We start from the raw sequence: 22473 nt of genomic DNA on the forward strand, positions 1-22473 counted from the left end.
CCTTCACTCTCCTCGCTCCTATCCCACACCACTTTCTTTTTCTGCTACATCTATACTTTTGCCTTCCTGCGCTTGATTTATAACCGGCATACGAAGAAAAACATTGGATACACTGTTAGAGAAATGGAACAAAAAAATAAGCTGCCTGTATCAGCAGCTTATCCTGTCGATTTTACCTGTCCGGCCTGTTTTAAAAGCTCTTTTGCATGCCGTTTTGTCAGATCTGTCACTTCGACGCCCGCAATCATGCGGCCGATTTCCGCTACCTTGTCCTGCTGGGAAAGCGGCGTGACATGCGTTGTCGTCCGGCCGTCTTTTAATTCTTTCGCGATCAAAAGGTGCGTGTCCGCCATCGCGGCAACCTGCGGAAGATGTGTAATGCAGAGCACCTGTGAACCGGTAGATACTTTATGGATTTTTTCCGCGATGGCCTGCGCAACCCGCCCGCTTACACCGGTGTCCACTTCGTCAAAGATGATGGAAGTGACATCCTGCTGAGAAGAAAAAATACTCTTTATCGCCAGCATCACCCTTGAAAGTTCGCCGCCGGACGCAACCTTTGACAGCGGCTTGAGAGGCTCACCGGTATTTGTTGAAATTAAAAATTTCACAAGGTCAATGCCCTTTTGGGTAAGCTGCACGGGCTGGCCGTTGACAACTGGCGCTTCATCGGCTGACGGATCGGTTTTCACAAGAAATTCCGTATCAAACGTAGATTTGCCCATATACAGACTTTTTAATTCCTGATGAATCGCTTCAGCCAGTTTTTTGGCCCATGCTTTTCTGATTTTTGATAAGTTGGCGGCTTCTACGGCCACATCTTTGCCCACGGACTCCAGTTCCTTCTTCAGCGTTTCAAGGTGGCTGTCACGGTTCTCGATTTGATCAATTTCCTCTTCTATCTTTGAGCCGTATTCCAGAATATCTTCTACCGTCGCTCCGTATTTGCGCTTCAGCTGTTTAATCTCGTTTAAACGGGTTTCAATAAAATTCAGCCGTTCCGGATCATATTCCAGATCATCTAACAAATTGCGCATCTGAAAGGTTGCATCTTCCAGCAGATAATAGGAACTTGACACAGTTTCGGACAGCTTTTGCAGCGGTTCATTGATATCCGAAATGTCTTCAAGCTGGGCAGAAGCCATTCCGACCCAGTCGAGACCCCCCTGCTCACTGCGGAGCGCATTATAGGCGTTTTGCAATGATTCATAAATTTTCTCAAAGTTGGATATTTGCTTCCGTTCTTCCTGAAGAAGCTCGTCTTCATTCAATTCAAGCTTAGCCGATTCGATTTCTTCAAGCTGAAATTGGATCAGATCTAACCGATGCGCCATTTCCTGCTCGCTCTCTGACAGCTTCTTCACTTTTTTGAGCAGCTTCATATAACGGTCATAGCCTTCACGGTAAGCCTGAAGCGCTGATTCGGCCTCAGCGCCCGCAAATTTATCTAAAAGCTCTAAATGCTTGTCGTCCTCCATTAACAGCTGGTTATCATGCTGTCCGTGAATATCTAATAAAAGTCTGCCGATCTCCCTTAAAGCCGCGATCGTTACTAATTTTCCGTTGACACGGCAGACGCTTTTTCCTCCGGCATTGATGTCCCTTCTCATGACAATCATGTCGTCAGATGCGTCTATTCCCTGCTCACGGCACACCTCAAAAACGGGATGGCCGCTGTCTAAAAGAAACAGTCCTTCAAGCTCGGCCTTTGTTTCACCGTAACGGACAAATTCAGACGACCCGCGGCCGCCGACTAACAGGGAAACGGCGTCTATAATAATTGACTTGCCGGCTCCTGTTTCTCCCGTCAGGACGGTGAGCCCCCGTTCAAACGAGATCGTCAGTTCCTCTATAATGGCAAAGTTTTTTATTGATAGTTCAGCTAACAAACAGCATTCCACCTTTTATCTGATAATTACGCTACAGCAGCTCCAAAAGACGGCTTTGAACGCCTTCCGTATCTTCAGGCGTCCTGCAGATGATCAAAATTGTGTCATCTCCGCAAATCGTGCCCATGATTTCCTCCCATTCGAGATTATCCATCAAAGCACCGATTGCCTGAGCATTCCCCGGCATCGTCTTTAATACGATCATATGGCTTGCTGAGTCAATTTTTACGAACGCATCCATTAATGAACGCTTCAGTTTTGACAGCGGGTTGAACCGCTGATCCGCCGGCAGGCTGTATTTGTAGGAGCCGTTATTCGTAGGCACCTTTACGAGATGCAGCTCTTTAATGTCTCTGGAAACAGTCGCCTGGGTTACCTTATACCCTTCTTCTCTCAGCATGTCAACTAAGTCATCCTGCGTTTCAATCTCCTGGCTTGTAATAAGCTCTCTGATTTTTATATGCCTTTGGCCTTTTGTCATGTAAGCACCTCTGTTTTCAAGCTGTTCTTGTCATTATGTTAACCGCTTCTTGATAAAAAGTACATGATGGCAGAAAAAAGGAATAATAGCCCCCTATTATTCCGGTACATCTGTCTTTTTGGCTTTTAATGTCTCATGTGCTTCGCGGACGGTACGGAGAATGTCTTCTTCCGGCAGTTCAGTGCCGTTTCCGTCTTCTCCCTCCCAGTTCAGATGAAGCAGAAACTCAATATTGCCGTCTCCCCCTGTAATCGGTGAGAAGGACAGTCCTTTCACTGCATATCCTTCAGAGGCGGCAAATTGATTCATACGGCGGAGAACGTCAGCATGAACGCCGGGATCTCTGACAATGCCTTTTTTTCCGACTGATTCCCGTCCGGCTTCAAATTGCGGCTTCACCAGAGCGATACAATCGCTTCCCGGTACAAGCAGCGTTTTTAAAACCGGCAGAATGAGGCGGAGTGAGATGAAAGACACATCGATCGTCGCAAATTCCGGCAAACCCTCTGTGAAATCAGAAGGCTCGGAATAGCGGAAATTCGTCCGTTCCATTACGACGACCCTCTCGTCCTGCCTCAGCCTCCAAGCAAGCTGATTATAGCCGACATCTACTGCGTATGACCGCTCGGCGCCGTTTTGGAGGGCGCAATCTGTAAATCCTCCTGTCGACGAGCCGATGTCAATCATCGTTTTGCCTGTTACTGAGACAGGGAACACCTCAAGAGCTTTTTCAAGCTTTAATCCGCCCCTGCTGACGTATTTAAGAGGGTTTCCTTTTACCGTTAACGGAAGATCCCGGGCGATTTTTTCACCCGGCTTGTCCAATCGGTTTTCATTTGAGTACACGATCCCCGCCATAATGGCGCGTTTCGCTTTTTCCCGCGTCTCCGCAAGTCCTTTTTCTACAAGAAGTACATCTAATCGTTCTTTTTTTGCTGTCATGATCCAATTCCTTTATGTGTCTTCGGCGGCATCAGCAGTTTAATCCGGTTCATAACCTCAGCCTTCGTGAGACCGATTTCTTCAAGCAGGGCGGTTACGCTTCCGTGCTCAATAAACCGGTCAGGGATGCCCATTCTGTCAATCGGCGTATGATACATGCCGAGGTCATGAGCGAATTCAAGAATCGTGCTTCCGAATCCGCCTTCAAGCACGGCTTCTTCAATCGTTAAAATCGGAAGACCTTCATTAAGAATCGCCTTCATCATTTGTTTATCAATCGGTTTTATGAACCGCGCATTGACGACACGCACGGACAGGCCTTCTTTTTGCAGTTCTTCAGCTGCTTCAAGCGCCATCTCAATCGTTGTTCCGAATGTTAAAATAACCGCGTCTTTTCCGGGACGGAGCACTTCCCATGTTCCGATCGGAATGCTTTTCAGCTCTTTATCCATCTTTACGCCGAGTCCGTTTCCGCGCGGGAAGCGCATCGCAATCGGACCTTCTTCATAGCTAAGGGCTGTATTGACCATATGGCGGCCTTCATTTTCATCTTTCGGCATCATCAAAACGAGGTTTGGTATATGACGCAAAAAGGCAATATCAAAGACGCCTTGATGCGTCTCCCCGTCAGCACCGACCAAACCGGCCCGGTCAATGCCGATAAATACATTCGCGTTTTGACGGCAGATGTCATGGACGACCTGATCGTAGGCCCGCTGCAAAAAGGTCGAATAAATCGCAAGAAACGGCTTCATGCCCTGAAGCGCCATTCCCGCGGCCATTGTCGCCGCATGCTGTTCTGCGATTCCGACGTCAAACATGCGCTCAGGAAATTCTTTCGCAAACCCTTCCAGCTTAGAGCCGACAGGCATGGCCGGTGTAATCGCGACAATTCTGTCATCCTCACGCGCCAGCTCCTGCACGGTGCCGCTGACAAGCCCGCTCCATGAAGGCGCCGCGGCTTTCGGTTTGACGAAATCGCCCGTATTGATTTTGTACGGACCCGTCCCGTGCCATGTGCCGATCGTGTCGGTTTCAGCCGGTTTATAGCCTTTGCCCTTTTTCGTGATGACATGTAAAAGGACAGGACCTTTCGTTTTTTTGGCGTATTGCAGGTTTTCAATCAGTTCGTGATAGGAATGACCGTCAACCGGGCCTAAATACGTAAAGCCCAGCTCTTCAAAAAACATGCCTGACACAAGCATATATTTTAAGCTGTCTTTTATCCGTTCCGCTGTGGCGGCCAATTTTCCGCCGACGGCCGGGATGCGCTTAAATAAATATTCAAGCTCGTCTTTTACCCATTGGTATTTGCCGGCCGTGCGAAGCCTGCCCAGCATAGAATGAATCGCCCCGACATTCGGCGCAATGCTCATCTCATTATCATTCAGGATGACGATCATGTCTTTTTTCTCATCGCCGATATGGTTCAGCGCTTCAAGCGCCATTCCTCCGGTTAAAGCCCCGTCTCCGATAATCGGGATGATATATTCTTTCGTCCCTTTAATATCACGGGCGGCAGCCATTCCCATCGCCCCTGAGAGCGATGTTGAGCTGTGGCCTGTTTCCCATACGTCGTGTTCGCTTTCGCTGCGTTTCGGGAAACCGCAAAGCCCTTTATATTGGCGCAAGGTTTCAAACTCCTTGCCGCGTCCGGTTAACAGTTTGTGAACATAGGACTGATGTCCGACATCCCATAAAAATTTATCCTTCGGACTGTCAAATTCTTTGTGAAGCGCAATTGTCAGCTCGACAACCCCGAGGTTCGGCCCGATATGGCCCCCTGAGGCAGACAGCGATGTAATGAGAAAATTGCGGATCTCCTCACTCAGCTCTTCCAGCTGTTCAATTGACATCTTTTTAAGAAATGACGGGTCCTGTATTGATAAAAGATCCAAAGCGGATCAACTCACTTTCAGCATGAATTTCTGCAAATTAAACAGTGTCTTTTTGAAAAAAGAAAAAGACTCTCCTTGTATTTTCATCGAAACTGCTTACATTTTACCATAGGAGCGGCAGCCCCTTCAAATCGGGATCGTTTTAATGATCTCTTGCCGCAATTAAGTCGCAGAGATCATGCAGCAATTCTTTCTCAAGAGAAAGGCCGCTTACGATCTGTTTCGCCTCGCTGATATGATGCGCAAGCTTCTCTTTCGCGCCTTCGAGCGTTAAAAGCGACGGATACGTTGACTTTTCATTCGTCGTGTCTGAACCGACCGGTTTGCCGATCTTCTCCTCATGACCTTCGATATCAAGGATGTCGTCTCTGATTTGAAACCCGATGCCGATATGGCTGCTGAACAAGCGCAGCTTCTCGATTTCATCCTCCGGCGCATCTGCCAAAATGGCGCCCGCCGTCACGGAAAAACCGAGGAGCTTGGCCGTTTTCCGCTCATGAATGGATTCCAGCTCTTTCAGCGTTACCTGCTTTTGCTCCGCTTCCATGTCGGCAGCCTGTCCTCCGACCATCCCTTCCGTTCCTGCCGCGCTGATCAGTTCATCGACGAGACGGAGCCGTTTCTCAGCTGAAACCTCCTCAGACACGTGAGATGTGATCAATTTAAAGCTTTCTGTCAGAAGCCCGTCGCCGGCAAGTACGGCTGCCGCTTCTCCGAAGACTTTATGATTTGTCGGCTTCCCCCGGCGCAAATCATCATCGTCCATGCAAGGAAGATCATCATGGATTAAGGAATACGTATGAATCATTTCGACAGCGCATCCGACCGGAATCCCGTCTTTTTCATCTTTTCCGTAAGCATTCAAAACGGCCAAAACAACGAGAGGGCGCAGCCTTTTCCCGCCCGCTTCCAAAGAATACAGCATGGATTTTTTGAGGGATTCGGGCATGTCCAGCCGTTCTGTATACAAAGAAAGCTGCTGTTCAATCATTTGTTTGCGTGATGCTAAAAATGCGTCCAGTTTATTTGTCACCTTCGTCTTCCTCCTGAACGCTGAAAGGTGCAAGTTCTCCGTTATCTTTTAGAATAAAGTCCATTTGTTTTTCGACATGCTGAAGCTTTTCATGGCACATTTTTGAAAGGGCCATCCCTTCCTGAAAATAGTTAATCGCCTGCTCCAGCGGCACGTCGCCTTCTTCAAGCTTTGCCACAATGCCTTCAAGGCCTTTCATCGCCTCTTCAAATGTCAGCTCTTCACTTTTTTTGGTTTCTTTCATTATCGTTCGCCTCTCTTTTGCAATACTTCACACGTCAGAACGCCGTCTGTCATCTTTACTTCAAGCGTGTCATTTTGTTCTACTTGATCAACGCTTTTGATCAGCTCTTTGTCTTTATAGGCCAGACTGTATCCTCTCTCCATAACTTGAAGGGGACTTAATGCATTCAGTTTACCAAGAACCGTCTGAAACTGCGAATGAAGCTGCTTCAGCTGGACATTCATGCTCCGCTCCAGCTGATTTGAGCGCTCTTCGTACCGTTTTTTTGCCTGTTTCAGCTGGTTTTCTGGGTGAAGGGCCGTTAATCTGTACGTATTCCGCTCCAGCTGCCTTTGCTTCCGGTCCGTAAGCCCTGTAAGCTGTGATTGGAATTGCTGATACAAAAGATCAAACTGCTGTTCTTTTTGAGTATACAATCGTTTCGGAAAACGGAATGCGTAGGATGACTGGAGCGCTTGCACCCGTTCTTTTTTCTTGCTGATATGCTGCTGCATCGCTCTTGTCAGACGGACTTCCGCCGTTTTTGTCCGTTCCATTAAGTCCGTCGTGTGGGGAACGGCGATTTCTGCCGCTCCCGTCGGTGTTGCAGCCCGGATATCTGCGACAAAATCACTGATTGTAAAATCTGTTTCGTGTCCGACGGCCGAAATAACCGGAATGGCGGAAGCAAAGATCGCCCGGGCTACGATTTCTTCGTTAAATGCCCACAATTCTTCTATCGAGCCCCCTCCCCTTCCGACGATCAGGACGTCGCACATCTTTTGTGCATTGGCTTCTTCAATGCGCTTTACAATCGATCTGCTGGCATTCTCGCCCTGAACGAGCGCGGGAAGGACAATGACTTTCACCAAGGGGTATCTTCTTTTGAGTGTGGTAATGACATCTCTGACGGCCGCTCCCGTCGGTGACGTGACAACCCCGATCGTGGCTGGAAAAGCGGGGATGGCCTGCTTATGCCGGTCATCAAACAACCCTTCGCCGGCAAGTTTTTTCTTTAATTCTTCATATGCTAAATAAAGCGCACCCACACCGTCCGGCTGCATTTCTTTTGCGTATAGCTGATAGCTTCCGCTCGGTTCATAGACGGAAATGCCGCCTCTTACGATGACCTTCATTCCGTCCTCGGGCTTAAACGCAAGCCTTGAACTTTGTCTTTGAAACATGACGGCCTGCATGCGGGCATGTTCGTCTTTTAATGTAAAATAGATGTGGCCTCTCGTATGGATTTTAACGTTGGACAGCTCACCCTTAATCCAAATGTCTTCAAGATGAGGGTCCACATCAAATTTTCGTTTAATATATTTGGTCAGTGCGGAAACCGTGACATATGCCGCTTCACTCACATCCTGCACTCCTTTCATAAAGGCTTTTTGCCCTAAACTAAGAAAACCCGCTCTGGCTGAAAGGAGCCTTAAGAAGCGGGTATCGTGCTCATTGTCACACTTTTTGTGACTGTCTCCGGTTATCTATGATAACGTACGTCTGGCAGATTTAACAGTATTATGCGCAAGCATTGTGATGGTCATCGGACCTACTCCGCCCGGCACCGGCGTAATGAAAGATGCTTTTTCTTTCGCTTCATCAAACTGAACGTCTCCGCAGAGTTTTCCGCTTTCAAGACGGTTGACGCCGACATCGATGACAATGGCGCCCTCTTTAATTTGATCGGCTTTGATAAAGTTCGCTTTACCGACCGCAACCACAAGAATATCTGCTTTTTTCGTATGCTCAGACATATTTTTTGTACGGGAATGGCAATATGTGACGGTCGCATTTTCGTTCAGCAGCAGCTGGCCGACCGGTTTACCGACAATATTGCTTCGTCCGACTACAACAACTTCTTTGCCGGAAAGATCTACGTTCGTCTTTTTCAATAACTCGACAATTCCGTGCGGCGTGCATGGAAGAAATGTATCTTCGCCAAGCAGCATTTTCCCGACGTTGAGAGGGTGGAAACCGTCAACATCCTTATCAGGGGAGATCCGCTCGATTACGGCTTTTTCAGAAATATGATCCGGCAGCGGCAGCTGGACGAGAATGCCGTGGAATTCCGGATTTTGATTGTACTGATCAATCACTTTTAAAAGCTCCGCCTCGGTTAAGCTTGAGTCAAAACGGTCAAGCTTAAACTTCATTCCCATTGTTTCTGCGGCTTTTTTCTTGCCTGTCACATAGGAAACAGAAGCGGGATCGTCGCCGATTAAAATGACCGCCAAGCCCGGCACTACGCCTTGTGCTTTCAGCTCTTCTACTTCTTTTGCCAATTGTTCGCGTTTTTCTTTAGCCGTTTCTTTTCCGTCGATGATTGTTGCAGTCATTTTCTTTCCTCCTACGATTCGATATCAGTTTTAATGTTAGAAAGAACCCCGTTTACGAATTTTGCAGCTTTATCGTCGCCGAACCGTTTTGCCAGCTCGATTGCTTCGTTTAATGACACGTTAGCAGGAATGTCGTCAGTATAAACCATTTCATACACCGCCAGACGCAGGATCGCGCGGTCTACGTTTGCAATCCGGTCAAGCTTCCAATTGACAAGATGGCCGGAAATCATTTCATCAAGCTGTACCTGATATTCGATCACTCCGTACACCAGCTGTTCAAAGAAGGCATCTGTTTTCTCACCATCAAGCGCGTGCTCAATGGCCTCGTTCGGTGCAATATCGCTGACATCAATCTGAAAAAGTGCCTGCAAAGCTTTTTCTCTAGCTGTTCTTCTTTTCATTTTCTTTCTCCTTCAGATCCGCTTTATCCGCTTGTCGTTAAGCTTAAAGAGATCATAACATATTTTTTTCCCAATCGCATGTCGAAATTTAGGTTTTTTCACCCTAATGCCGAATATTTTTACAAACCCTTTTGATTTCATTCGGATTTCACAGCATGAAGAAACTCGGCTGCCGTTTGTAAGCCGGCTTTCTTCATGCCTGAAATGAAGGGAAACGTATAAAAAACCAAAGGGCTGCCCATCCCCTTGGTTTTTATACGCTCATTACATTTCTTCGTCGATTTCGACTTCTTGGGCCTTCGTGTCAAATTGAATGCCGACGATATGAATATTGATTTCATTAATGGTCAGAGACGTCATGTTTAATAAAGTTTGGCGGATATTCTCCTGAACGCTTGCTGCCACTTTCGGGATCGAAACCCCGAATTGAACGACGCAATAGACGTCGATAGTAATCCCGTCATCGGCTAAATCGACCTTTACGCCTTTGCCGTGATTGATTTTGCCGAAACGTTCTACGACGCCCGTGGCGAAATTGCCGCGCATTTCAGCAATTCCTTCAACCTCGGAAGCGGCGATGCCGGCAATGACTTCAATGACCTCAGGAGCAATTTCAACCTTGCCTAAATGAGACTCATCATGATCCATTTTAAGCACACTGTTGTCTTCCATTCAATTCACCTCCCGCAAAAATTATGAGCCCATTACATCATATGTTTCTAAAAACTTTGTATTAAACTCTCCGCTGACAAATGTTTCGTGTTCAAGCAGTTTCAGATGGAACGGAATCGTTGTTTCAATACCTTCGATCACGAATTCGCTCAGCGCGCGTTTCATCCGTGCGACCGCCTCATCACGTGTTGTTCCGTATGTGATGACTTTGGCAATCATACTGTCATAGTACGGCGGGATCGAATAGCCCGGATATGCGGCTGAATCCACACGCACGCCGAGTCCGCCCGGCGGCAGGTACATGTTAATTTTACCAGGTGAAGGCATGAAGTTTTTCGCAGGATTTTCAGCGTTGATACGGCATTCAATCGCCCAGCCGTTAAATTCTACGTCTTCCTGTCTGAGCGAGAGCTCCTGTCCGGATGCCACTTTGATCTGTTCTTTGATCAGATCGGTTCCCGTCACCATTTCAGTGACAGGGTGCTCCACTTGAATACGCGTGTTCATCTCCATGAAGTAGTAGCGCTGCTCTCTGTAGTCATAAATGAACTCTACAGTGCCCGCTCCCGTGTAACCGACGGCCTTCGCTGCTTTTACCGCTGCTTCGCCCATCTGCTCCCTGATTTCAGAATCAAGCGCAGGTGACGGCGACTCTTCAAGAAGTTTTTGCAGACGTCTTTGGATAGAACAGTCACGCTCTCCAAGATGGATCGTGTTTCCGTAATTATCCGCAAGCACCTGAATTTCAACATGGCGGAAATCTTCTATGTACTTCTCGATGTACACACCCGGATTTCCGAATGCCGTAGCGGCTTCCTGCTGGGTGATTTCAATGCCTTTAATCATTTCTTCTTCTGTGCGCGCGACCCGGATGCCTTTTCCGCCTCCGCCCGCAGTGGCTTTTATAATGACAGGATACCCAATTTCACGTGCAAGTGAAACCGCTTCTTCCGTATTTTTTATAATTCCTTTTGAACCGGGCACAATCGGCACGCCCGCCAGTTGCATCGTCTCACGGGCGATATCTTTTGTCCCCATTTTTGAAATGGCGTCTGCCGTAGGGCCGACAAACGTCACGTTTACTTCCTCGCACAGCTCGGCAAAGTCGGCGTTTTCAGCTAAAAATCCGTATCCCGGATGAATCGCATCCGTGCCGGTCAGCTTTGCGACGCTGACGATATTCGTTACGTTTAAATAGCTTTCTTTTGATGTTTTCGGCCCGATACAAAAAGCCTCATCGGCCATTTGGACATGCAGGGCGTCTTTATCTGCCTCAGAATAAACGGCTACAGTTTCAATGCCAAGCTCCTTGCAGGCCCGGATGATTCTGACGGCAATTTCTCCTCGGTTGGCGATCAATAGCTTTTTAATCATAATAGCAGGTCTCCTTACTCAGCTTTTACAAGAAATAGAGGTTGTCCGTATTCGACCAGCTGGCCGTTTTCAACTAACACTTCAACGATTTCTCCTTTTACTTCCGCTTCAATCTCGTTAAAGAGTTTCATTGCTTCCACGATACAAACCACTGTATTTTCGCTCACTTTTGATCCTTGATTTACGTAAGGGCCGGCTTCAGGCGATGAAGAAGCATAAAACGTTCCGACCATCGGAGACGTAATTTTGTGAAGGTTTTCGTCTTGTTTCGGCGCTTCCTGAACAGGAGCGGCTTCACCCGCTTCCGGTTTTGCAGCCTGCGGAGCAGGTGCGAAAGCAGCAGGAACAGCTTGAGCTTGTCCCGTTACATTCACGGCCGGCGCTTCATTTTTTTTCAGCTTCAGGCTTACGCCTTCAATTTCGTAAACAAATTCATCAATGGATGATTCATCGATTCTTTTTATCAGTTCATGAATTTCGTTGATTTTTAACATCAGTTCCACTCCTATGTATGAAAAATAGAAATTTATGGGTTGCTACTAAAAGTACATACTATGTTTATCTTACAGGAGCGGTTGTGTAAATTCAACACTGATCTAAAATGACATCAGAAAAGCCCGCAGCGGGTGCGGGCTTTTCAGGCCTATTATTTTGTCGGTTCAAACGTCACGGCGACGTCTTTCATATTCTTAATTTCTTTTTGCACCAGGTCAATGATGGCGGAAGCTTTTGCGTTTGAATGTTTGTCAGACATGACCGTAATGTTGATTTTGTCTCCTTCAGCATCCACGAGCGCATCTTTGTAGCCTTGTGTTTTAATGAGTGTTTCCAGCTGTTTTTCTGTCCCTTCAGCATTACTGAGCGCCGTCATTTTATCGTAGGCTTCGCTTTTTTCCTTTGCTGTCGCATCATCGCTTGAAACAATGCTGTTTAACTGTTCCCGTTCTTTGCTTCTCGCGTCTTCAAGTTCCATGCGGTATGTGGTAAATAAATTTTCGTCAGCTGTTTCTGTGGCGACCGATCCGTCTTTGTCGGACGCTTCTGCTGATGTTTCTTTATCCTCTTTTGCGCCTTTAGAATCTTTAGTGCCTTTTGTTCCGTCTTCTTTTTCTGTGCCGCCTTCGGTCTTTTCTTTCGTTTCAGGAGCAGGAGCCGGCGTTTTTTCTGTGGCGATTTCTCCGCTATTTTTTTCGCTTTTCATCTGCACGGCATTTTTGCTTTCCGGCGACGTAATATAATAAACACTTAATACCACGACGAGACTGAGCATTGTTAAAAGCCAAACCGTTTGTTTTTTCAGCATAATTTATGAATCCTCCTTGATTTTTTTAGGGGCAACCGCTACACGGTAGCTCGGAACATCAAGCACCCTTGTGACGGCATCAATGATGGTTTTTTTTATTTGAACGTTGTCCACTCCCTGAGCGACAACGAGTACACCGCGGATATCAGGCTTTTTCGTCTGAACGACGACCGGGGTTTCCTGGTCCCCGTTTCGGATCATGACAATTTGTTCTTCAGAGGTTTGATCGGTTACGCTTCTTTTGCCGCCTTCTTTATCGGTTTCTTCAGTAGTGGTGTCTTTTTTCGTTTTATTTTTTTCAAACACTTTTAACGATGTCGCGTCTACGTTTACGACAATCGATACATCCTCCACGCCGATAATCGTTTCAAGGATTTCTTTCAGCTGGTTTTCATAATCTCTCTCGTAATCATCGATCGTGTTTTTGGCGCTGCTGTCTTTTGACGCCTTAAAAACGGGTGCGCTTTTTTGCCCGCTCTTGTCTTCCGTTTGGCCGGACATGACAGTCTGCGCCGTTTGGTCCTTCCCGGTTTTCTCAGGTGAAGAGAACATCTGGCTGACCAGCATAAAAGATACCCCGAGCACAAACACGAACAGAAAGTAATGATATTTTGTCAGTTTTGGTTTTTCTCCGTCTTTCGCCTGTCCGATCATCAGCTGTTTTTTGAGTATGTTCCATAGTCCGTTTTTATTCATGGCCGTTTTTCTCCCCGCCTTCCATATAAACCGTAATTTTCTCACTGCCGATTTCCCATATATCCGCAAGTTTTTCTTTGATGTGTGCAGCCTCCTTTTTGTCGGCTGCGCCTTCCGGTTCGTATTTGCGGTCTGTGCGGATGTCGATCGGTGCGACGGTTTGCACGGTTTTTTCAGAAGATGGGGCCATATACACGCTGATCGTTTTTACATCTTCTTCTGAACGAACCTGTTCTTCCGCTGTAAGGCGGATGTCATCTATTTTGTATTCGTCATGACTGAACATCTCCTCCGCTTTCTTTTTTAGTTGGACAGCCATTTCTTCTAAAACATATGAGCGGTTTGATGCTTGTATTTCTTTTTTTTCTGATTTGATTTGATTTTTTATGTCAGCGGATTGAAATTGCTCTTGTTTTGTCAAATAATCGAAGATGATTTCCGGGTCTGTTTTGAAAAGTTTGAATATCGGGTTGAGCATGACAATGATTAACAGCAGGCTGACAACCATCTTTGCGTATTTTTGCATACTGGAGCTGGGCAGCAGCATGTCGATGACGATGGCAAATAAGATAAACAAAATAATGCTTGTCAGCCATTCTGTTAAAAAGCTCATATCTAATGGGCCTCCTTTATTTCATCATCATGGTGAGGTTGCCTGCTGTAATAATGACTGTAATGCTAAGGAAAAACATGAGTGAGACGATGGCGAGCGCCGCGAAAATATACAGCACGCTTCTGCTGATGACGCCGAGACACGTAATGACGGGCCCGCCTCCGAGCGGCTGCAAAATGGCGGCCGCGAGCTTATAAATAAAAGCGAGAGAGAGCACTTTAATTGCCGGAAACGCGGAGATGCAGATTAAAATTCCGACACCGAGGATTCCCACAGTGTTTTTTAATAGGAGTGAGGCGCTGATTACCGTATCGGTCGCATCCGTAAACATCCGGCCGAGCACGGGAATAAAATTGCCCGTTATAAATTTTGCAGTCCTGAGCGTAATCCCGTCCGTCACGGCAGCCGAAGCTCCCTGTACGGAGATGACGCCGAGAAATACGGTGAGGAATACGGCAAGCGCGCCGATCGCGATATTTCTGAGCAGATTGGCAAGCTGCGTGACTTTGTATTGATCCGTCACCGTGCTGACGATGCTTAAAATCGCTGACAGAAAGATCAGCGGCATGACGATGTTTTGAATGAGAAGGCCACTCGTATTCATCAGGAATAATATAACGGGGTGAAAAAAAGCAGCGGAGACGGCTCCCCCGGAAGAAGCCAAAAGCGCGAGCAGAAGCGGGATCAGCGCGAGAATGAAGCTGGTCATCGTCTGAATCGCTTCACTGGCATAATTGACGGCAACATGAAAGCTGTTTAAAGCGAGAATAATCAGCACCATATAAACGATCGCATACGCCACTTTGCTGACGGTGCTCTGCTGAAATGCATTTTGCAGAAGCTGCAGAATGACACAAAAAATGGTGAGAAGGATCAAAGTTCCCAGAAGTTTTCCGTTTGCGAGCACTTCATGAAACAGGTAGGAAAATAAGGCCTTCAGCCACGCCTCCGGCGAGAACGTTTTTTCTCCGTTAATAAAGTCGATGATGCTTCCCTTTTGGCTTTCAGGAAGAAGACCGCCGTATTCTGTCATAATATCGTCCCAAAACTTTCCGATACCTTCTGTTTTCAGCGCTTCGGCCTGCTTTTTCGCCACTTCATCAGCCGATTCTTGATGAATTGCGGTTTCCCGCGCCGCACCGTCCGTTCCGGCAGCTTGTACACATTCAGTCTGAAAAAATAAGAGGATAAACAAAAAAGCCCCCGCCCACCGAAAGCGCTTCATTTTTTGTGCCCCCTTTCCATTTATGATCAAGAAGGAATAAGTCCGAGAATCGTTTCAATAATAACAGTCAGTATCGGCACAGCCATCACCAGAATCAAAATCTTCCCGGCCAGCTCTATTTTCGAAGCAATCGCTCCCTGGCCCGCATCTTTTGTAAGCTGCGCTCCGAATTCAGCGATGTAGGCAATGCCGATAATTTTTAAAATGGTTTCCACATAGACCATATTGACGTTTGCATTGACGGCTATTTTTTCTATCATTCTGATAATGTCATAAATCTGGTCAACGAGATAAAGAAAGATCACGCAGCCGCTGAAGACGACAATCATAAACGCGAAAGTCGGTTTCTGTTCTTTTACGATCAGGGAGAGAAATGTGGCGATCAGGCCTAAACCTACAATTTGAACAATCTCAATCTGTAAGCCCCCCTATCCTTGGAATAGAAACACAGCTTTAATCTTTTTAAACAGGTCATCGACAATCGTCGCCACCATAAATAAAATATAGATAAAGCCAAGCAGCGTCACCCATTGGGCATATTCTTTTTTCCCCATTTGGTCCAGTATGGTATGCAGAAACGCAACCACGATACCGACTCCGGCGATTTGAAAAATGACATTTACGTCGACTCCCATTTTATGTTTGCTCCCCTCATGTTTACATCAATAGAAGAATGAGTAACAGTCCGGCTAAAAATCCTAAACTTTTCACCATTTTTTCATTTTTCGCCTGCGCCCGTCCGGCATCCGCTTCCGCCGCTTCCAAATGTGTAAGCGCAAGCTTGATATGTTTCTGCTGAGAAACCCGGTCATGAAGCCCGAGCGTCTCTCCGAATTGCTTCAGCACATCATATTCGCTTTTTTTCATCGCCATGGAAGGCCAGTTATGCTTCAGGCTCTGTTCCCAGGCCGTTTTGGCGGAATCGCTTCCCTGTTCAAGCCTTTGGCTGAAAGCTTGAAACAATAGTGACACAGGTTTGGAAAGCTGTCTGGCGATGTGTCCCGAGGCGGTGTGCAGCGGCGTATGTCCGTACATAATTTCCGCTTCAAGCGATTGCAGCGCCGCACGCAGCTGACGGATCTGCCTCGGCCTTTCAATATAGATTTTGGCGATCTCAAATCCCGTCCATGTCGTCGCCGTCAGAATGAACACGGCCCCCAAAAGCTTCAGCATGTCATCACGCTTTCAGCATGCGGCAGCTGCTCCCCGTCCTTTCCGTACATCCTGCTGATCGTGCCGGGACCGCGGCGCCTTGACAGTTCAACATACCGGTCAAACACTTTTTCCTCCCAAAGCATTTTCAGCGACGGTCTTTTCACCAAATCTTTCATATTCCATCCGTGCGCAGATACGATAACCGATACACCCGCATGGAGCGCTTCCATCAGCGCTTCAGAGTCTTCTATTCTCCCGATCTCATCCACGATCATGACATCAGGACTCATAGAGCGGATCATCATCATCAGCCCTTCTGCCTTCGGACAGGCATCAAGGACATCAACTCTGCGGCCGAAACTGTGCTGGGGAATGCCCCGCAGGCAGCCGGCAATTTCCGACCGCTCATCAATGATACCGGTCTTTTTCGCCGGAATGCGTTTCGATCCGGTGCTGGAAAGCCGGGCCAAATCACGAAGCAAGGTCGTTTTTCCTGTTTGCGGAGGGCCGATGATGAGTGTGTTCAGCCAGTTTTCTTTCCATAAGAAAGGAATAAGCGGTTCTGCGATTCCAAGCTTCTCCCGGGCGATTCGAATATTAAAAGACGTAATATCCCGGAGCCCTTTGACGGCTCCGTTTTCGACGATGACTCTTCCGGCCAGCCCCACCCGATGGCCTCCTCTGATTGTGATATATCCTTTTTTCAGCTCTTCTTCCAGCGTGTACATACTGTAATTGCTGAGCCGGCTGAGGATCAGCTGTGCGTCGCCGGCCGTACAGATATATGACAAAAACAAAGGTTGTCCTTTCCGGATCAGTTCAACCGGCCTGTCGACCCGTATCCTGATTTCTTCTGTATCCCGCCATGTTTCTTCTGGTACGGCGGAGATGGCATGTCTCAATAATTCAGGGAGAACCTCTGTAATTTCATTCAATAGAGTCTCCTCCTTTTTTACCGATTGGCTTCTTTAAAATGTATGATCCGGGACAGACTTTATGACACCCGGGCCTCTATTTATGCACACCCGCTAAAATCAGCACCACCCCCGCAAAAATCAAAATCAATTTAGCATATGAGAGCTGTCCGGCAATCTGATAAATGCCGATCGTCATCGTAATGATAAAAATCAGCGGACCGACGATCGCCAAAATACTATTAACCACAACCGCTTTTCTGATGTCGTTTGTGATAATCATAATAATGGCGGCCGATAATTCAATGAGAGAGGACAAAACTCGTAAACCGGCCATCGTTAAAACAGTAGAATTGATTGAACCAAACAAGAATTTCATTGCAATCCCCCAACTTCAAGCATTTTGTTACACTATATGCTCTAGCTGACGGAAGTAGTCTCACTATTTTCATATAGAAGAAAGATTCTGTTTTAAAACGCAAAAAAAGCCTGCCCCGTAAAAGGAGCAGACTCCGAATTCCTTTGACTACGCTCTTGACACGTAAGAGCCGTCTGATGTATTTACAACAAGCGTATCGCCTTCGTTCACGAAGAACGGTACGTTTACGACAAGACCTGTTTCCGTTTTGGCAGGTTTTGTGCCGCCTGACGCCGTATCGCCTTTAATTCCCGGCTCTGTTTCAACAACTTTCAGTTCAACTGTGTTCGGCAGTTCAATACCGAGCGTTTCAGATTGATACATCATGATGTGTACAGACATATTTTCCAGAAGATATTTTAATTCTTCTTCGATTTGGTTTGCATTCAATTCAAGCTGTTCATACGAGCTTGTATCCATGAACACGTGCTGATCTCCGTTGGCATAAAGATACTGCATCGTTTTTGTTTCGATTTGCGCTTTCGCCACTTTTTCACCCGCACGGAATGTTTTCTCCTGAATAGCGCCCGTACGCAGATTACGCAATTTAGAACGGACAAATGCCGCTCCTTTTCCCGGCTTTACGTGCTGGAAGTCAACGACGCGCCAAATGCCGCCGTCTACTTCAATCGTTAGTCCTGTACGAAAATCGTTAACTGAAATCATGTTTGATGTCCTCCTATATTCCAATCACAAAATAATTAATTCTTTAGGGGAATGCGTAATTGTCCGGTTGCCGTCCTCAGTGATGATGATATCATCTTCGATTCTGACGCCCCCAACTTCCGGTATGTATATGCCCGGCTCAACCGTTACCGCCATGCCCGGCTCAAGAACGGCCGATGACCTGAAAGACAGTCCCGGGGATTCATGGACTTCCATTCCGAACCCGTGTCCTGTTGAATGGCCGAAATACTGTCCGTAGCCTTTTGCGGTGATGTGATCCCTCGTCAGGGCATCCGCTTCTTTTCCCGTCATGCCGGGTTTAATATGCGAAACACCGAGCGCCTGGGCATCGTATACGACCTGATAAATTTCTTTCAGTTTATCACTTGGCTCTCCGACCGCGACGGTGCGTGTGATATCAGAACAATAGCCTTTATAATAAGCGCCGAAATCGAGCGTGACCAAGTCTCCCTTTTCAATCAATTTGCCGCTTGCCACTCCGTGCGGAAGGCTGGATCTGACTCCTGAGGCGACGATCATATCAAAGGAAGAGCCATCTGCTCCTTGACGTCTCATATAAAATTCAAGCTCGTTTGCGACTGAAATCTCTGAGATGCCAGGTTTGATAAACGTCAGAATATGTTCAAACGCATCATCCGCAATCTTCGCAGCTTCCTCTAATATCTTAATCTCTTCACTTGACTTAATCAAGCGCAACTTTTCAACGGAATCCGCGACGGGAACCATCTCCGCTTCTTGCAGCACCGCTTGGTAGGATGCATATGTTCCGTACGTCAGGCTGTTTTGTTCGAAGCCGAGTTTTTTAATGCCGTACTCAAGAATCGTGTCCGCAGCCGTTTGGATTAAGCTTCCGCCGTGCTCGATAATTTCAAAGCCCTTCACTTGCGCCTTCGCCTGCTCGGTGTAACGGAAATCCGTAATAAATGCCGCACGTTCTTTCGATATGACCGCCAAGCCTGACGAACCCGTAAATCCCGTCATATACTGCAGATTGGCGGAGCTTGTCACCAAGATTCCGTCTATATCGAGCTGACCGAAAAGATTTCGCAATTTCTCAAGTTTCATTCCCTTTCTCCTCCTCGCCGATTCTTGACTGCCGCCTGACACCGGGAGCATCCCCGCCCGGTTTTCAGCATAAAAAATGTTCACTTCTCGTGAACATTTTACCATACCGGACAGGGATTATACACTTATTCACTTGTTGCCGAGCGCCCTGGCAAGCTTGTCTGACGTAAGTTCATTGTAGGCGAAGGAAATCGAGTAGCCGACAAACAAACCATACAGAATATAAAGGCAAAGCGTCGTCACGATTGTATCTGATTTCAATTCAGTGACAGACTTCACATCTTGGAAAATCGGATTGAATAAGAAAAAAACCGCGCACCATAAAATGACGCCGTACACCATCCCCGGCCACATGGTTTTAAAACGCTTCAGGCAGACGAAATAAATAAAAGCTCCGGCAATCGAAATTAACCCGATGACAACGATGCTGACCATCGTGCCGAGCCATTGTTTTTTCCATTCTCCGATCATAAACGGCTGAAGAATCATGTTGGGGCTGATCTCTGAAAAATGAAAGAGATACCCGAGATAGCCGATCAAACTCCAAAATACACCCCCGGCAAATCCGATACCGCAAATTCTGCCGGTAAATGATACAGGCTGCTGATCTTCATCCTGCTTGTTTTTTTCTTCCTGTTCTGAATGTTTTTCGCTGGTCATCATGGCACCTCCAGTCATAGAATGCCCCAAAATTGAAAAGTCATAAAAAGTTCCGCCATATTTTCAATCAATGAGTAAAATCTTAGAAAACAGGGTATACTGCTTGTAGAAAAAGCATTGATTTTCCGGCTGTCTAACTAGAGGTTTACCGCTGTTTCCTGTACAATAGAGTGAAAGGAAATGGTTAGTAAATCCTAAGAAAACAGGCAGGTTGATAAACAATGTCCACACAAAAAACGCCGCCCGCATACGGCGGTCAGGCTGTCGTTGAAGGGGTAATGTTCGGCGGCAGAAAAAATTATGTTACCGCCATCCGCAGGAATGACGGAAGCATTGATTTTTTTAAGCTTCCGAGAGTGCCGAATTCCAAGCTTTCGGCTTTAAAGAAGATTCCTTTTTTGCGGGGAATCATCGCAATTATTGAGGCAAGCGCCAACGGCACATAACATTTAAACTTTTCCAGCGAACGTTACGGGCTTGATCCTCAGGATGACGCCAAGCTGGAACAGGAAGATAAGAAGGGTTCGGGCTTATCAATGTTTTTCAGCCTGGCGGTGATCGGCGTTCTATCGTTTTTGTTCAGCAAATTCGTTTTTACGCTCGTCCCGGTCTTTTTAGCGGAGCTTGTAAGGCCCGTTTTTTCCTCAGACGCCGCGCAGATCGGAATAGAAAGCGTGTTTAAGCTTATCCTGCTTCTCGGCTACATTTATTTTTTATCAATGACGCCGTTAATTAAAAGAGTGTTTCAATATCATGGAGCCGAACATAAGGTCATAAACTGTTATGAACAGAATTTGCCAATTACAATAAAAAATGTTCAGAAACAGTCACGGCTTCATTACCGTTGCGGTTCAAGCTTTATCTTATTTACGATCATTGTCGGCATGTTCGTCTATTTACTCGTTCCGACAGATCCGCTTTGGGTGCGGATTTTAGACAGGATTGCGCTTATACCCGTCGTCCTCGGCATCTCCTTTGAAGTGCTCCAGCTGACGAACAAGGTGCGGAATATCCCTGTTTTGAAGGTGCTCGGTTATCCCGGCCTGTGGCTGCAGCTTTTAACGACAAAGGAACCGGAAGATGACCAGGTCGAGGTTGCCATAGAAAGCTTTAACGAGCTTCTCAGACTGGAAGACATTTCAGAACAGAGCGAAAAGCCGTCTGACAACGTAATCTGAACCGTTACCTGTTATTATTTTCGGAGGTGGGCAGTTATGAATCATCGTGTACAACCTTTTTTTGCTGTATTAATAGCGCTTGGTGCATTTGGTTTCATTTATGCGGCGGTAACAAACCCCGGGCAGATGATCTCAAGAGCGATTACCGTCATTATCGCAGGCGTCATCATTTATTTTATCGTGAGATCGGTTCTGAACCGCCGCGCCGACCGTGACGGAACCGCTTTCAAAAAAGCGGCCAAACAATCGCGGCTCCGAATGAAGGAGCAAAAAGCGAAGCATCGCGCCGCTCACAGAGGGCGGGTCAGCCATTTGCGGAGCGTGCCGAGCAGCAGCAGACCGAAGCCGATGATTCTTAAGAAAAAAAGCCAGACCCAGCTTACCGTCATAGAAGGTAAAAAGAATAAAAAGAAAAACAGAGCGCTTTTTTAATAGCTCCATTGCTTCAAAAATTGCTCTGTTCTGCTTTTTCCTAGCTCAATGAGAGCTAGTTTTTTTTGCGGTGTGAGATGAAACTCCGTCGCCATCACATTTTCCACCGGAATAAAAATAATATTCTGTTCGTACTTCGTCGCGATATGCCTGGCATCATGAGCGTCTTTCATCGTTTCAAACAAAGCGCCGAACAGCTCAAAAGCGTTGCGGATTGAGTTTTTCGGGCGCTCTTTTTCGTTAGGCGAAAGCGAAATTCCGATGACCGGCCGCCTGCGCTCTTTGGAAAACAGCCAAATCGGGAAATTGCTTAGCACGCCGCCGTCAACGACCGTTGAGGTGCCTTTATCAGTCTTCAGTTTAATCGGCTCAAAAAAATAAGGGATGCTGCAGCTCATTCTGACAGCTCTGGCAACTGGGAACATCTCCGGATTTAATCCGTAGCGGGGAAGGTCGTCAGGAAGCACGATCATCGTTCCGTTCGTCAGATCTGAAGCGATCAGACGGAGCGATCCTTTTTTCATATCGCCGAACGCGATGATGCCCTTCGCTTTTAATTTATCCGCAATCCATTTTTCCAGCGTATCGCCTTTGTATAATCCAAGGCGCCAATATATCGACACCCACTGCAGGATATTCAGCGGGAGGAAGGAATATCTCTGATCAAGCAATTGTCTTCCGTCCACCTCATCTATGATGGAATGAACCTCTCTGCTCGTGTAGCCCGCAGCGATAAATGCGGCAATAATCGCGCCGGCGCTTGTTCCGGCGAGTCTTTCAAAACAATAGCCCTTTTCTTCAAGCGCTTCATACGCGCCGGCAAGCGCCACCCCTTTTATCCCCCCGCCCGAAAATACGCCGTCAATCTGCAT

Annotated in this window: 26 protein-coding genes and 1 pseudogene; 2 read left to right on the forward strand and 25 right to left on the reverse strand. The window is 46.9% G+C overall.

The window, feature by feature from the left end; genetic code table 11:
* Positions 1 to 158: 158 nt before the first annotated feature.
* From recN to ACW5MY_RS11435, 24 genes are all read right to left on the reverse strand, one after another.
* The gene (gene recN, locus ACW5MY_RS11320) at positions 159 to 1889 is read right to left on the reverse strand and encodes a DNA repair protein RecN (RefSeq protein WP_289393721.1); all 1731 of its coding nucleotides are present in this window, start codon (positions 1887 to 1889) and stop codon (positions 159 to 161) included.
* A 31-nt stretch (positions 1890 to 1920) separates the two neighbouring features.
* Complete coding sequence (gene ahrC / locus ACW5MY_RS11325) at positions 1921 to 2370, reverse strand: transcriptional regulator AhrC/ArgR (protein WP_013352828.1); 450 nt, start codon at positions 2368 to 2370, stop codon at positions 1921 to 1923.
* Between the two features lie 96 nt (positions 2371 to 2466).
* Positions 2467 to 3312: a TlyA family RNA methyltransferase gene (locus ACW5MY_RS11330; protein ID WP_462061611.1), complete on the reverse strand. Its 846-nt coding sequence runs from the start codon at positions 3310 to 3312 to the stop codon at positions 2467 to 2469.
* Positions 3309 to 5210, reverse strand: coding sequence for a 1-deoxy-D-xylulose-5-phosphate synthase (gene dxs / locus ACW5MY_RS11335; RefSeq protein ID WP_013352830.1), 1902 nt, complete (start codon positions 5208 to 5210; stop codon positions 3309 to 3311). The genes ACW5MY_RS11330 and dxs overlap by 4 nt, the downstream gene beginning before the upstream one ends.
* A gap of 142 nt (positions 5211 to 5352) precedes the next feature.
* On the reverse strand, positions 5353 to 6243 hold the full coding sequence (locus ACW5MY_RS11340) for a polyprenyl synthetase family protein (protein ID WP_013352831.1): 891 nt from the start codon (positions 6241 to 6243) through the stop codon (positions 5353 to 5355).
* Positions 6233 to 6487: an exodeoxyribonuclease VII small subunit gene (locus ACW5MY_RS11345; RefSeq protein WP_013352832.1), complete on the reverse strand. Its 255-nt coding sequence runs from the start codon at positions 6485 to 6487 to the stop codon at positions 6233 to 6235. Before ACW5MY_RS11345 ends, ACW5MY_RS11340 begins: the two co-directional genes overlap by 11 nt.
* The gene (gene xseA, locus ACW5MY_RS11350; protein WP_014470653.1) at positions 6487 to 7830 is read right to left on the reverse strand and encodes an exodeoxyribonuclease VII large subunit; all 1344 of its coding nucleotides are present in this window, start codon (positions 7828 to 7830) and stop codon (positions 6487 to 6489) included. Before xseA ends, ACW5MY_RS11345 begins: the two co-directional genes overlap by 1 nt.
* Before the next feature lie 123 nt (positions 7831 to 7953).
* Positions 7954 to 8805 carry a bifunctional methylenetetrahydrofolate dehydrogenase/methenyltetrahydrofolate cyclohydrolase FolD gene (gene folD, locus ACW5MY_RS11355; protein WP_013352834.1) on the reverse strand — a complete coding sequence of 284 codons (852 nt, stop codon included), beginning with the start codon at positions 8803 to 8805 and terminating at the stop codon, positions 7954 to 7956.
* Between the two features lie 11 nt (positions 8806 to 8816).
* Positions 8817 to 9209: a transcription antitermination factor NusB gene (gene nusB / locus ACW5MY_RS11360; RefSeq protein ID WP_289393723.1), complete on the reverse strand. Its 393-nt coding sequence runs from the start codon at positions 9207 to 9209 to the stop codon at positions 8817 to 8819.
* A 264-nt stretch (positions 9210 to 9473) separates the two neighbouring features.
* Positions 9474 to 9881: an Asp23/Gls24 family envelope stress response protein gene (locus ACW5MY_RS11365; RefSeq protein ID WP_013352835.1), complete on the reverse strand. Its 408-nt coding sequence runs from the start codon at positions 9879 to 9881 to the stop codon at positions 9474 to 9476.
* A gap of 21 nt (positions 9882 to 9902) precedes the next feature.
* Positions 9903 to 11255, reverse strand: coding sequence for an acetyl-CoA carboxylase biotin carboxylase subunit (accC, locus tag ACW5MY_RS11370; protein WP_013352836.1), 1353 nt, complete (start codon positions 11253 to 11255; stop codon positions 9903 to 9905).
* A gap of 14 nt (positions 11256 to 11269) precedes the next feature.
* Positions 11270 to 11749 carry an acetyl-CoA carboxylase biotin carboxyl carrier protein gene (gene accB / locus ACW5MY_RS11375; protein WP_013352837.1) on the reverse strand — a complete coding sequence of 160 codons (480 nt, stop codon included), beginning with the start codon at positions 11747 to 11749 and terminating at the stop codon, positions 11270 to 11272.
* A gap of 152 nt (positions 11750 to 11901) precedes the next feature.
* Complete coding sequence (locus tag ACW5MY_RS11380; RefSeq protein ID WP_289393725.1) at positions 11902 to 12558, reverse strand: SpoIIIAH-like family protein; 657 nt, start codon at positions 12556 to 12558, stop codon at positions 11902 to 11904.
* A 3-nt stretch (positions 12559 to 12561) separates the two neighbouring features.
* Positions 12562 to 13254, reverse strand: a complete 693-nt coding sequence (spoIIIAG, locus tag ACW5MY_RS11385) for a stage III sporulation protein AG (protein WP_014470655.1) — start codon at positions 13252 to 13254, stop codon at positions 12562 to 12564.
* Entirely contained in the window at positions 13247 to 13867 is a 621-nt protein-coding gene (gene spoIIIAF / locus ACW5MY_RS11390; protein WP_061573782.1) for a stage III sporulation protein AF, read from the reverse strand. Before spoIIIAF ends, spoIIIAG begins: the two co-directional genes overlap by 8 nt.
* A 16-nt stretch (positions 13868 to 13883) precedes the next feature.
* Positions 13884 to 15092 carry a stage III sporulation protein AE gene (gene spoIIIAE / locus ACW5MY_RS11395; protein WP_289393726.1) on the reverse strand — a complete coding sequence of 403 codons (1209 nt, stop codon included), beginning with the start codon at positions 15090 to 15092 and terminating at the stop codon, positions 13884 to 13886.
* Between the two features lie 26 nt (positions 15093 to 15118).
* Positions 15119 to 15508: a stage III sporulation protein AD gene (gene spoIIIAD, locus ACW5MY_RS11400; RefSeq protein ID WP_076982559.1), complete on the reverse strand. Its 390-nt coding sequence runs from the start codon at positions 15506 to 15508 to the stop codon at positions 15119 to 15121.
* Positions 15509 to 15520: 12 nt separating this feature from the next.
* Positions 15521 to 15727: a stage III sporulation protein AC gene (gene spoIIIAC, locus ACW5MY_RS11405; RefSeq protein ID WP_003153142.1), complete on the reverse strand. Its 207-nt coding sequence runs from the start codon at positions 15725 to 15727 to the stop codon at positions 15521 to 15523.
* 22 nt (positions 15728 to 15749) lie between these two features.
* The gene (gene spoIIIAB / locus ACW5MY_RS11410; protein ID WP_013352843.1) at positions 15750 to 16265 is read right to left on the reverse strand and encodes a stage III sporulation protein SpoIIIAB; all 516 of its coding nucleotides are present in this window, start codon (positions 16263 to 16265) and stop codon (positions 15750 to 15752) included.
* The gene (gene spoIIIAA, locus ACW5MY_RS11415; RefSeq protein ID WP_013352844.1) at positions 16259 to 17182 is read right to left on the reverse strand and encodes a stage III sporulation protein AA; all 924 of its coding nucleotides are present in this window, start codon (positions 17180 to 17182) and stop codon (positions 16259 to 16261) included. Before spoIIIAA ends, spoIIIAB begins: the two co-directional genes overlap by 7 nt.
* Positions 17183 to 17258: 76 nt before the next feature.
* Positions 17259 to 17540 carry a YqhV family protein gene (locus tag ACW5MY_RS11420; RefSeq protein WP_013352845.1) on the reverse strand — a complete coding sequence of 94 codons (282 nt, stop codon included), beginning with the start codon at positions 17538 to 17540 and terminating at the stop codon, positions 17259 to 17261.
* Between the two features lie 147 nt (positions 17541 to 17687).
* Positions 17688 to 18245, reverse strand: coding sequence for an elongation factor P (gene efp, locus ACW5MY_RS11425; protein WP_013352846.1), 558 nt, complete (start codon positions 18243 to 18245; stop codon positions 17688 to 17690).
* 24 nt (positions 18246 to 18269) lie between these two features.
* Positions 18270 to 19331, reverse strand: coding sequence for a M24 family metallopeptidase (locus tag ACW5MY_RS11430; RefSeq protein ID WP_013352847.1), 1062 nt, complete (start codon positions 19329 to 19331; stop codon positions 18270 to 18272).
* Positions 19332 to 19460: 129 nt separating this feature from the next.
* Positions 19461 to 19991 (reverse strand): YqhR family membrane protein, encoded by a 531-nt coding sequence (locus ACW5MY_RS11435; protein WP_013352848.1) that lies wholly within the window; start codon positions 19989 to 19991, stop codon positions 19461 to 19463.
* A 221-nt stretch (positions 19992 to 20212) separates the two neighbouring features.
* Here ACW5MY_RS11435 and ACW5MY_RS11440 point away from each other — a divergent pair.
* Positions 20213 to 21169 (forward strand): annotated as a pseudogene (locus ACW5MY_RS11440) (DUF1385 domain-containing protein).
* Between the two features lie 36 nt (positions 21170 to 21205).
* On the forward strand, positions 21206 to 21601 hold the full coding sequence (locus ACW5MY_RS11445; RefSeq protein WP_289393727.1) for an SA1362 family protein: 396 nt from the start codon (positions 21206 to 21208) through the stop codon (positions 21599 to 21601).
* Here the strand turns inward: ACW5MY_RS11445 and ACW5MY_RS11450 are convergent.
* Positions 21598 to 22473: a patatin-like phospholipase family protein gene (locus ACW5MY_RS11450; protein WP_013352851.1), complete on the reverse strand. Its 876-nt coding sequence runs from the start codon at positions 22471 to 22473 to the stop codon at positions 21598 to 21600. The two genes, ACW5MY_RS11445 and ACW5MY_RS11450, sit on opposite strands and share 4 nt — an antisense overlap.

The sequence above is a fragment of the Bacillus sp. Bwzl_19 genome (assembly GCF_054900515.1).

Coding starts and splice junctions, on each gene's coding strand:
- spoIIIAG (WP_014470655.1), bottom strand. CDS start 13,254: ATGAATAAAAACGGACTATGGAACATACTCAAAAAACAGCTGATGATC.
- spoIIIAE (WP_289393726.1), bottom strand. CDS start 15,092: ATGAAGCGCTTTCGGTGGGCGGGGGCTTTTTTGTTTATCCTCTTATTT.
- ACW5MY_RS11345 (WP_013352832.1), bottom strand. CDS start 6,487: ATGAAAGAAACCAAAAAAAGTGAAGAGCTGACATTTGAAGAGGCGATG.
- spoIIIAB (WP_013352843.1), bottom strand. CDS start 16,265: ATGCTGAAGCTTTTGGGGGCCGTGTTCATTCTGACGGCGACGACATGG.
- ACW5MY_RS11450 (WP_013352851.1), bottom strand. CDS start 22,473: ATGCAGATTGACGGCGTATTTTCGGGCGGGGGGATAAAAGGGGTGGCG.
- ACW5MY_RS11330 (WP_462061611.1), bottom strand. CDS start 3,312: ATGACAGCAAAAAAAGAACGATTAGATGTACTTCTTGTAGAAAAAGGA.
- ACW5MY_RS11445 (WP_289393727.1), top strand. CDS start 21,206: ATGAATCATCGTGTACAACCTTTTTTTGCTGTATTAATAGCGCTTGGT.
- ACW5MY_RS11435 (WP_013352848.1), bottom strand. CDS start 19,991: ATGACCAGCGAAAAACATTCAGAACAGGAAGAAAAAAACAAGCAGGAT.
- accC (WP_013352836.1), bottom strand. CDS start 11,255: ATGATTAAAAAGCTATTGATCGCCAACCGAGGAGAAATTGCCGTCAGA.
- ACW5MY_RS11420 (WP_013352845.1), bottom strand. CDS start 17,540: ATGAAATTCTTGTTTGGTTCAATCAATTCTACTGTTTTAACGATGGCC.
- folD (WP_013352834.1), bottom strand. CDS start 8,805: ATGACTGCAACAATCATCGACGGAAAAGAAACGGCTAAAGAAAAACGC.
- ACW5MY_RS11430 (WP_013352847.1), bottom strand. CDS start 19,331: ATGAAACTTGAGAAATTGCGAAATCTTTTCGGTCAGCTCGATATAGAC.
- ahrC (WP_013352828.1), bottom strand. CDS start 2,370: ATGACAAAAGGCCAAAGGCATATAAAAATCAGAGAGCTTATTACAAGC.
- ACW5MY_RS11365 (WP_013352835.1), bottom strand. CDS start 9,881: ATGGAAGACAACAGTGTGCTTAAAATGGATCATGATGAGTCTCATTTA.
- ACW5MY_RS11380 (WP_289393725.1), bottom strand. CDS start 12,558: ATGCTGAAAAAACAAACGGTTTGGCTTTTAACAATGCTCAGTCTCGTC.
- efp (WP_013352846.1), bottom strand. CDS start 18,245: ATGATTTCAGTTAACGATTTTCGTACAGGACTAACGATTGAAGTAGAC.
- accB (WP_013352837.1), bottom strand. CDS start 11,749: ATGTTAAAAATCAACGAAATTCATGAACTGATAAAAAGAATCGATGAA.
- spoIIIAF (WP_061573782.1), bottom strand. CDS start 13,867: ATGAGCTTTTTAACAGAATGGCTGACAAGCATTATTTTGTTTATCTTA.
- nusB (WP_289393723.1), bottom strand. CDS start 9,209: ATGAAAAGAAGAACAGCTAGAGAAAAAGCTTTGCAGGCACTTTTTCAG.
- spoIIIAC (WP_003153142.1), bottom strand. CDS start 15,727: ATGGGAGTCGACGTAAATGTCATTTTTCAAATCGCCGGAGTCGGTATC.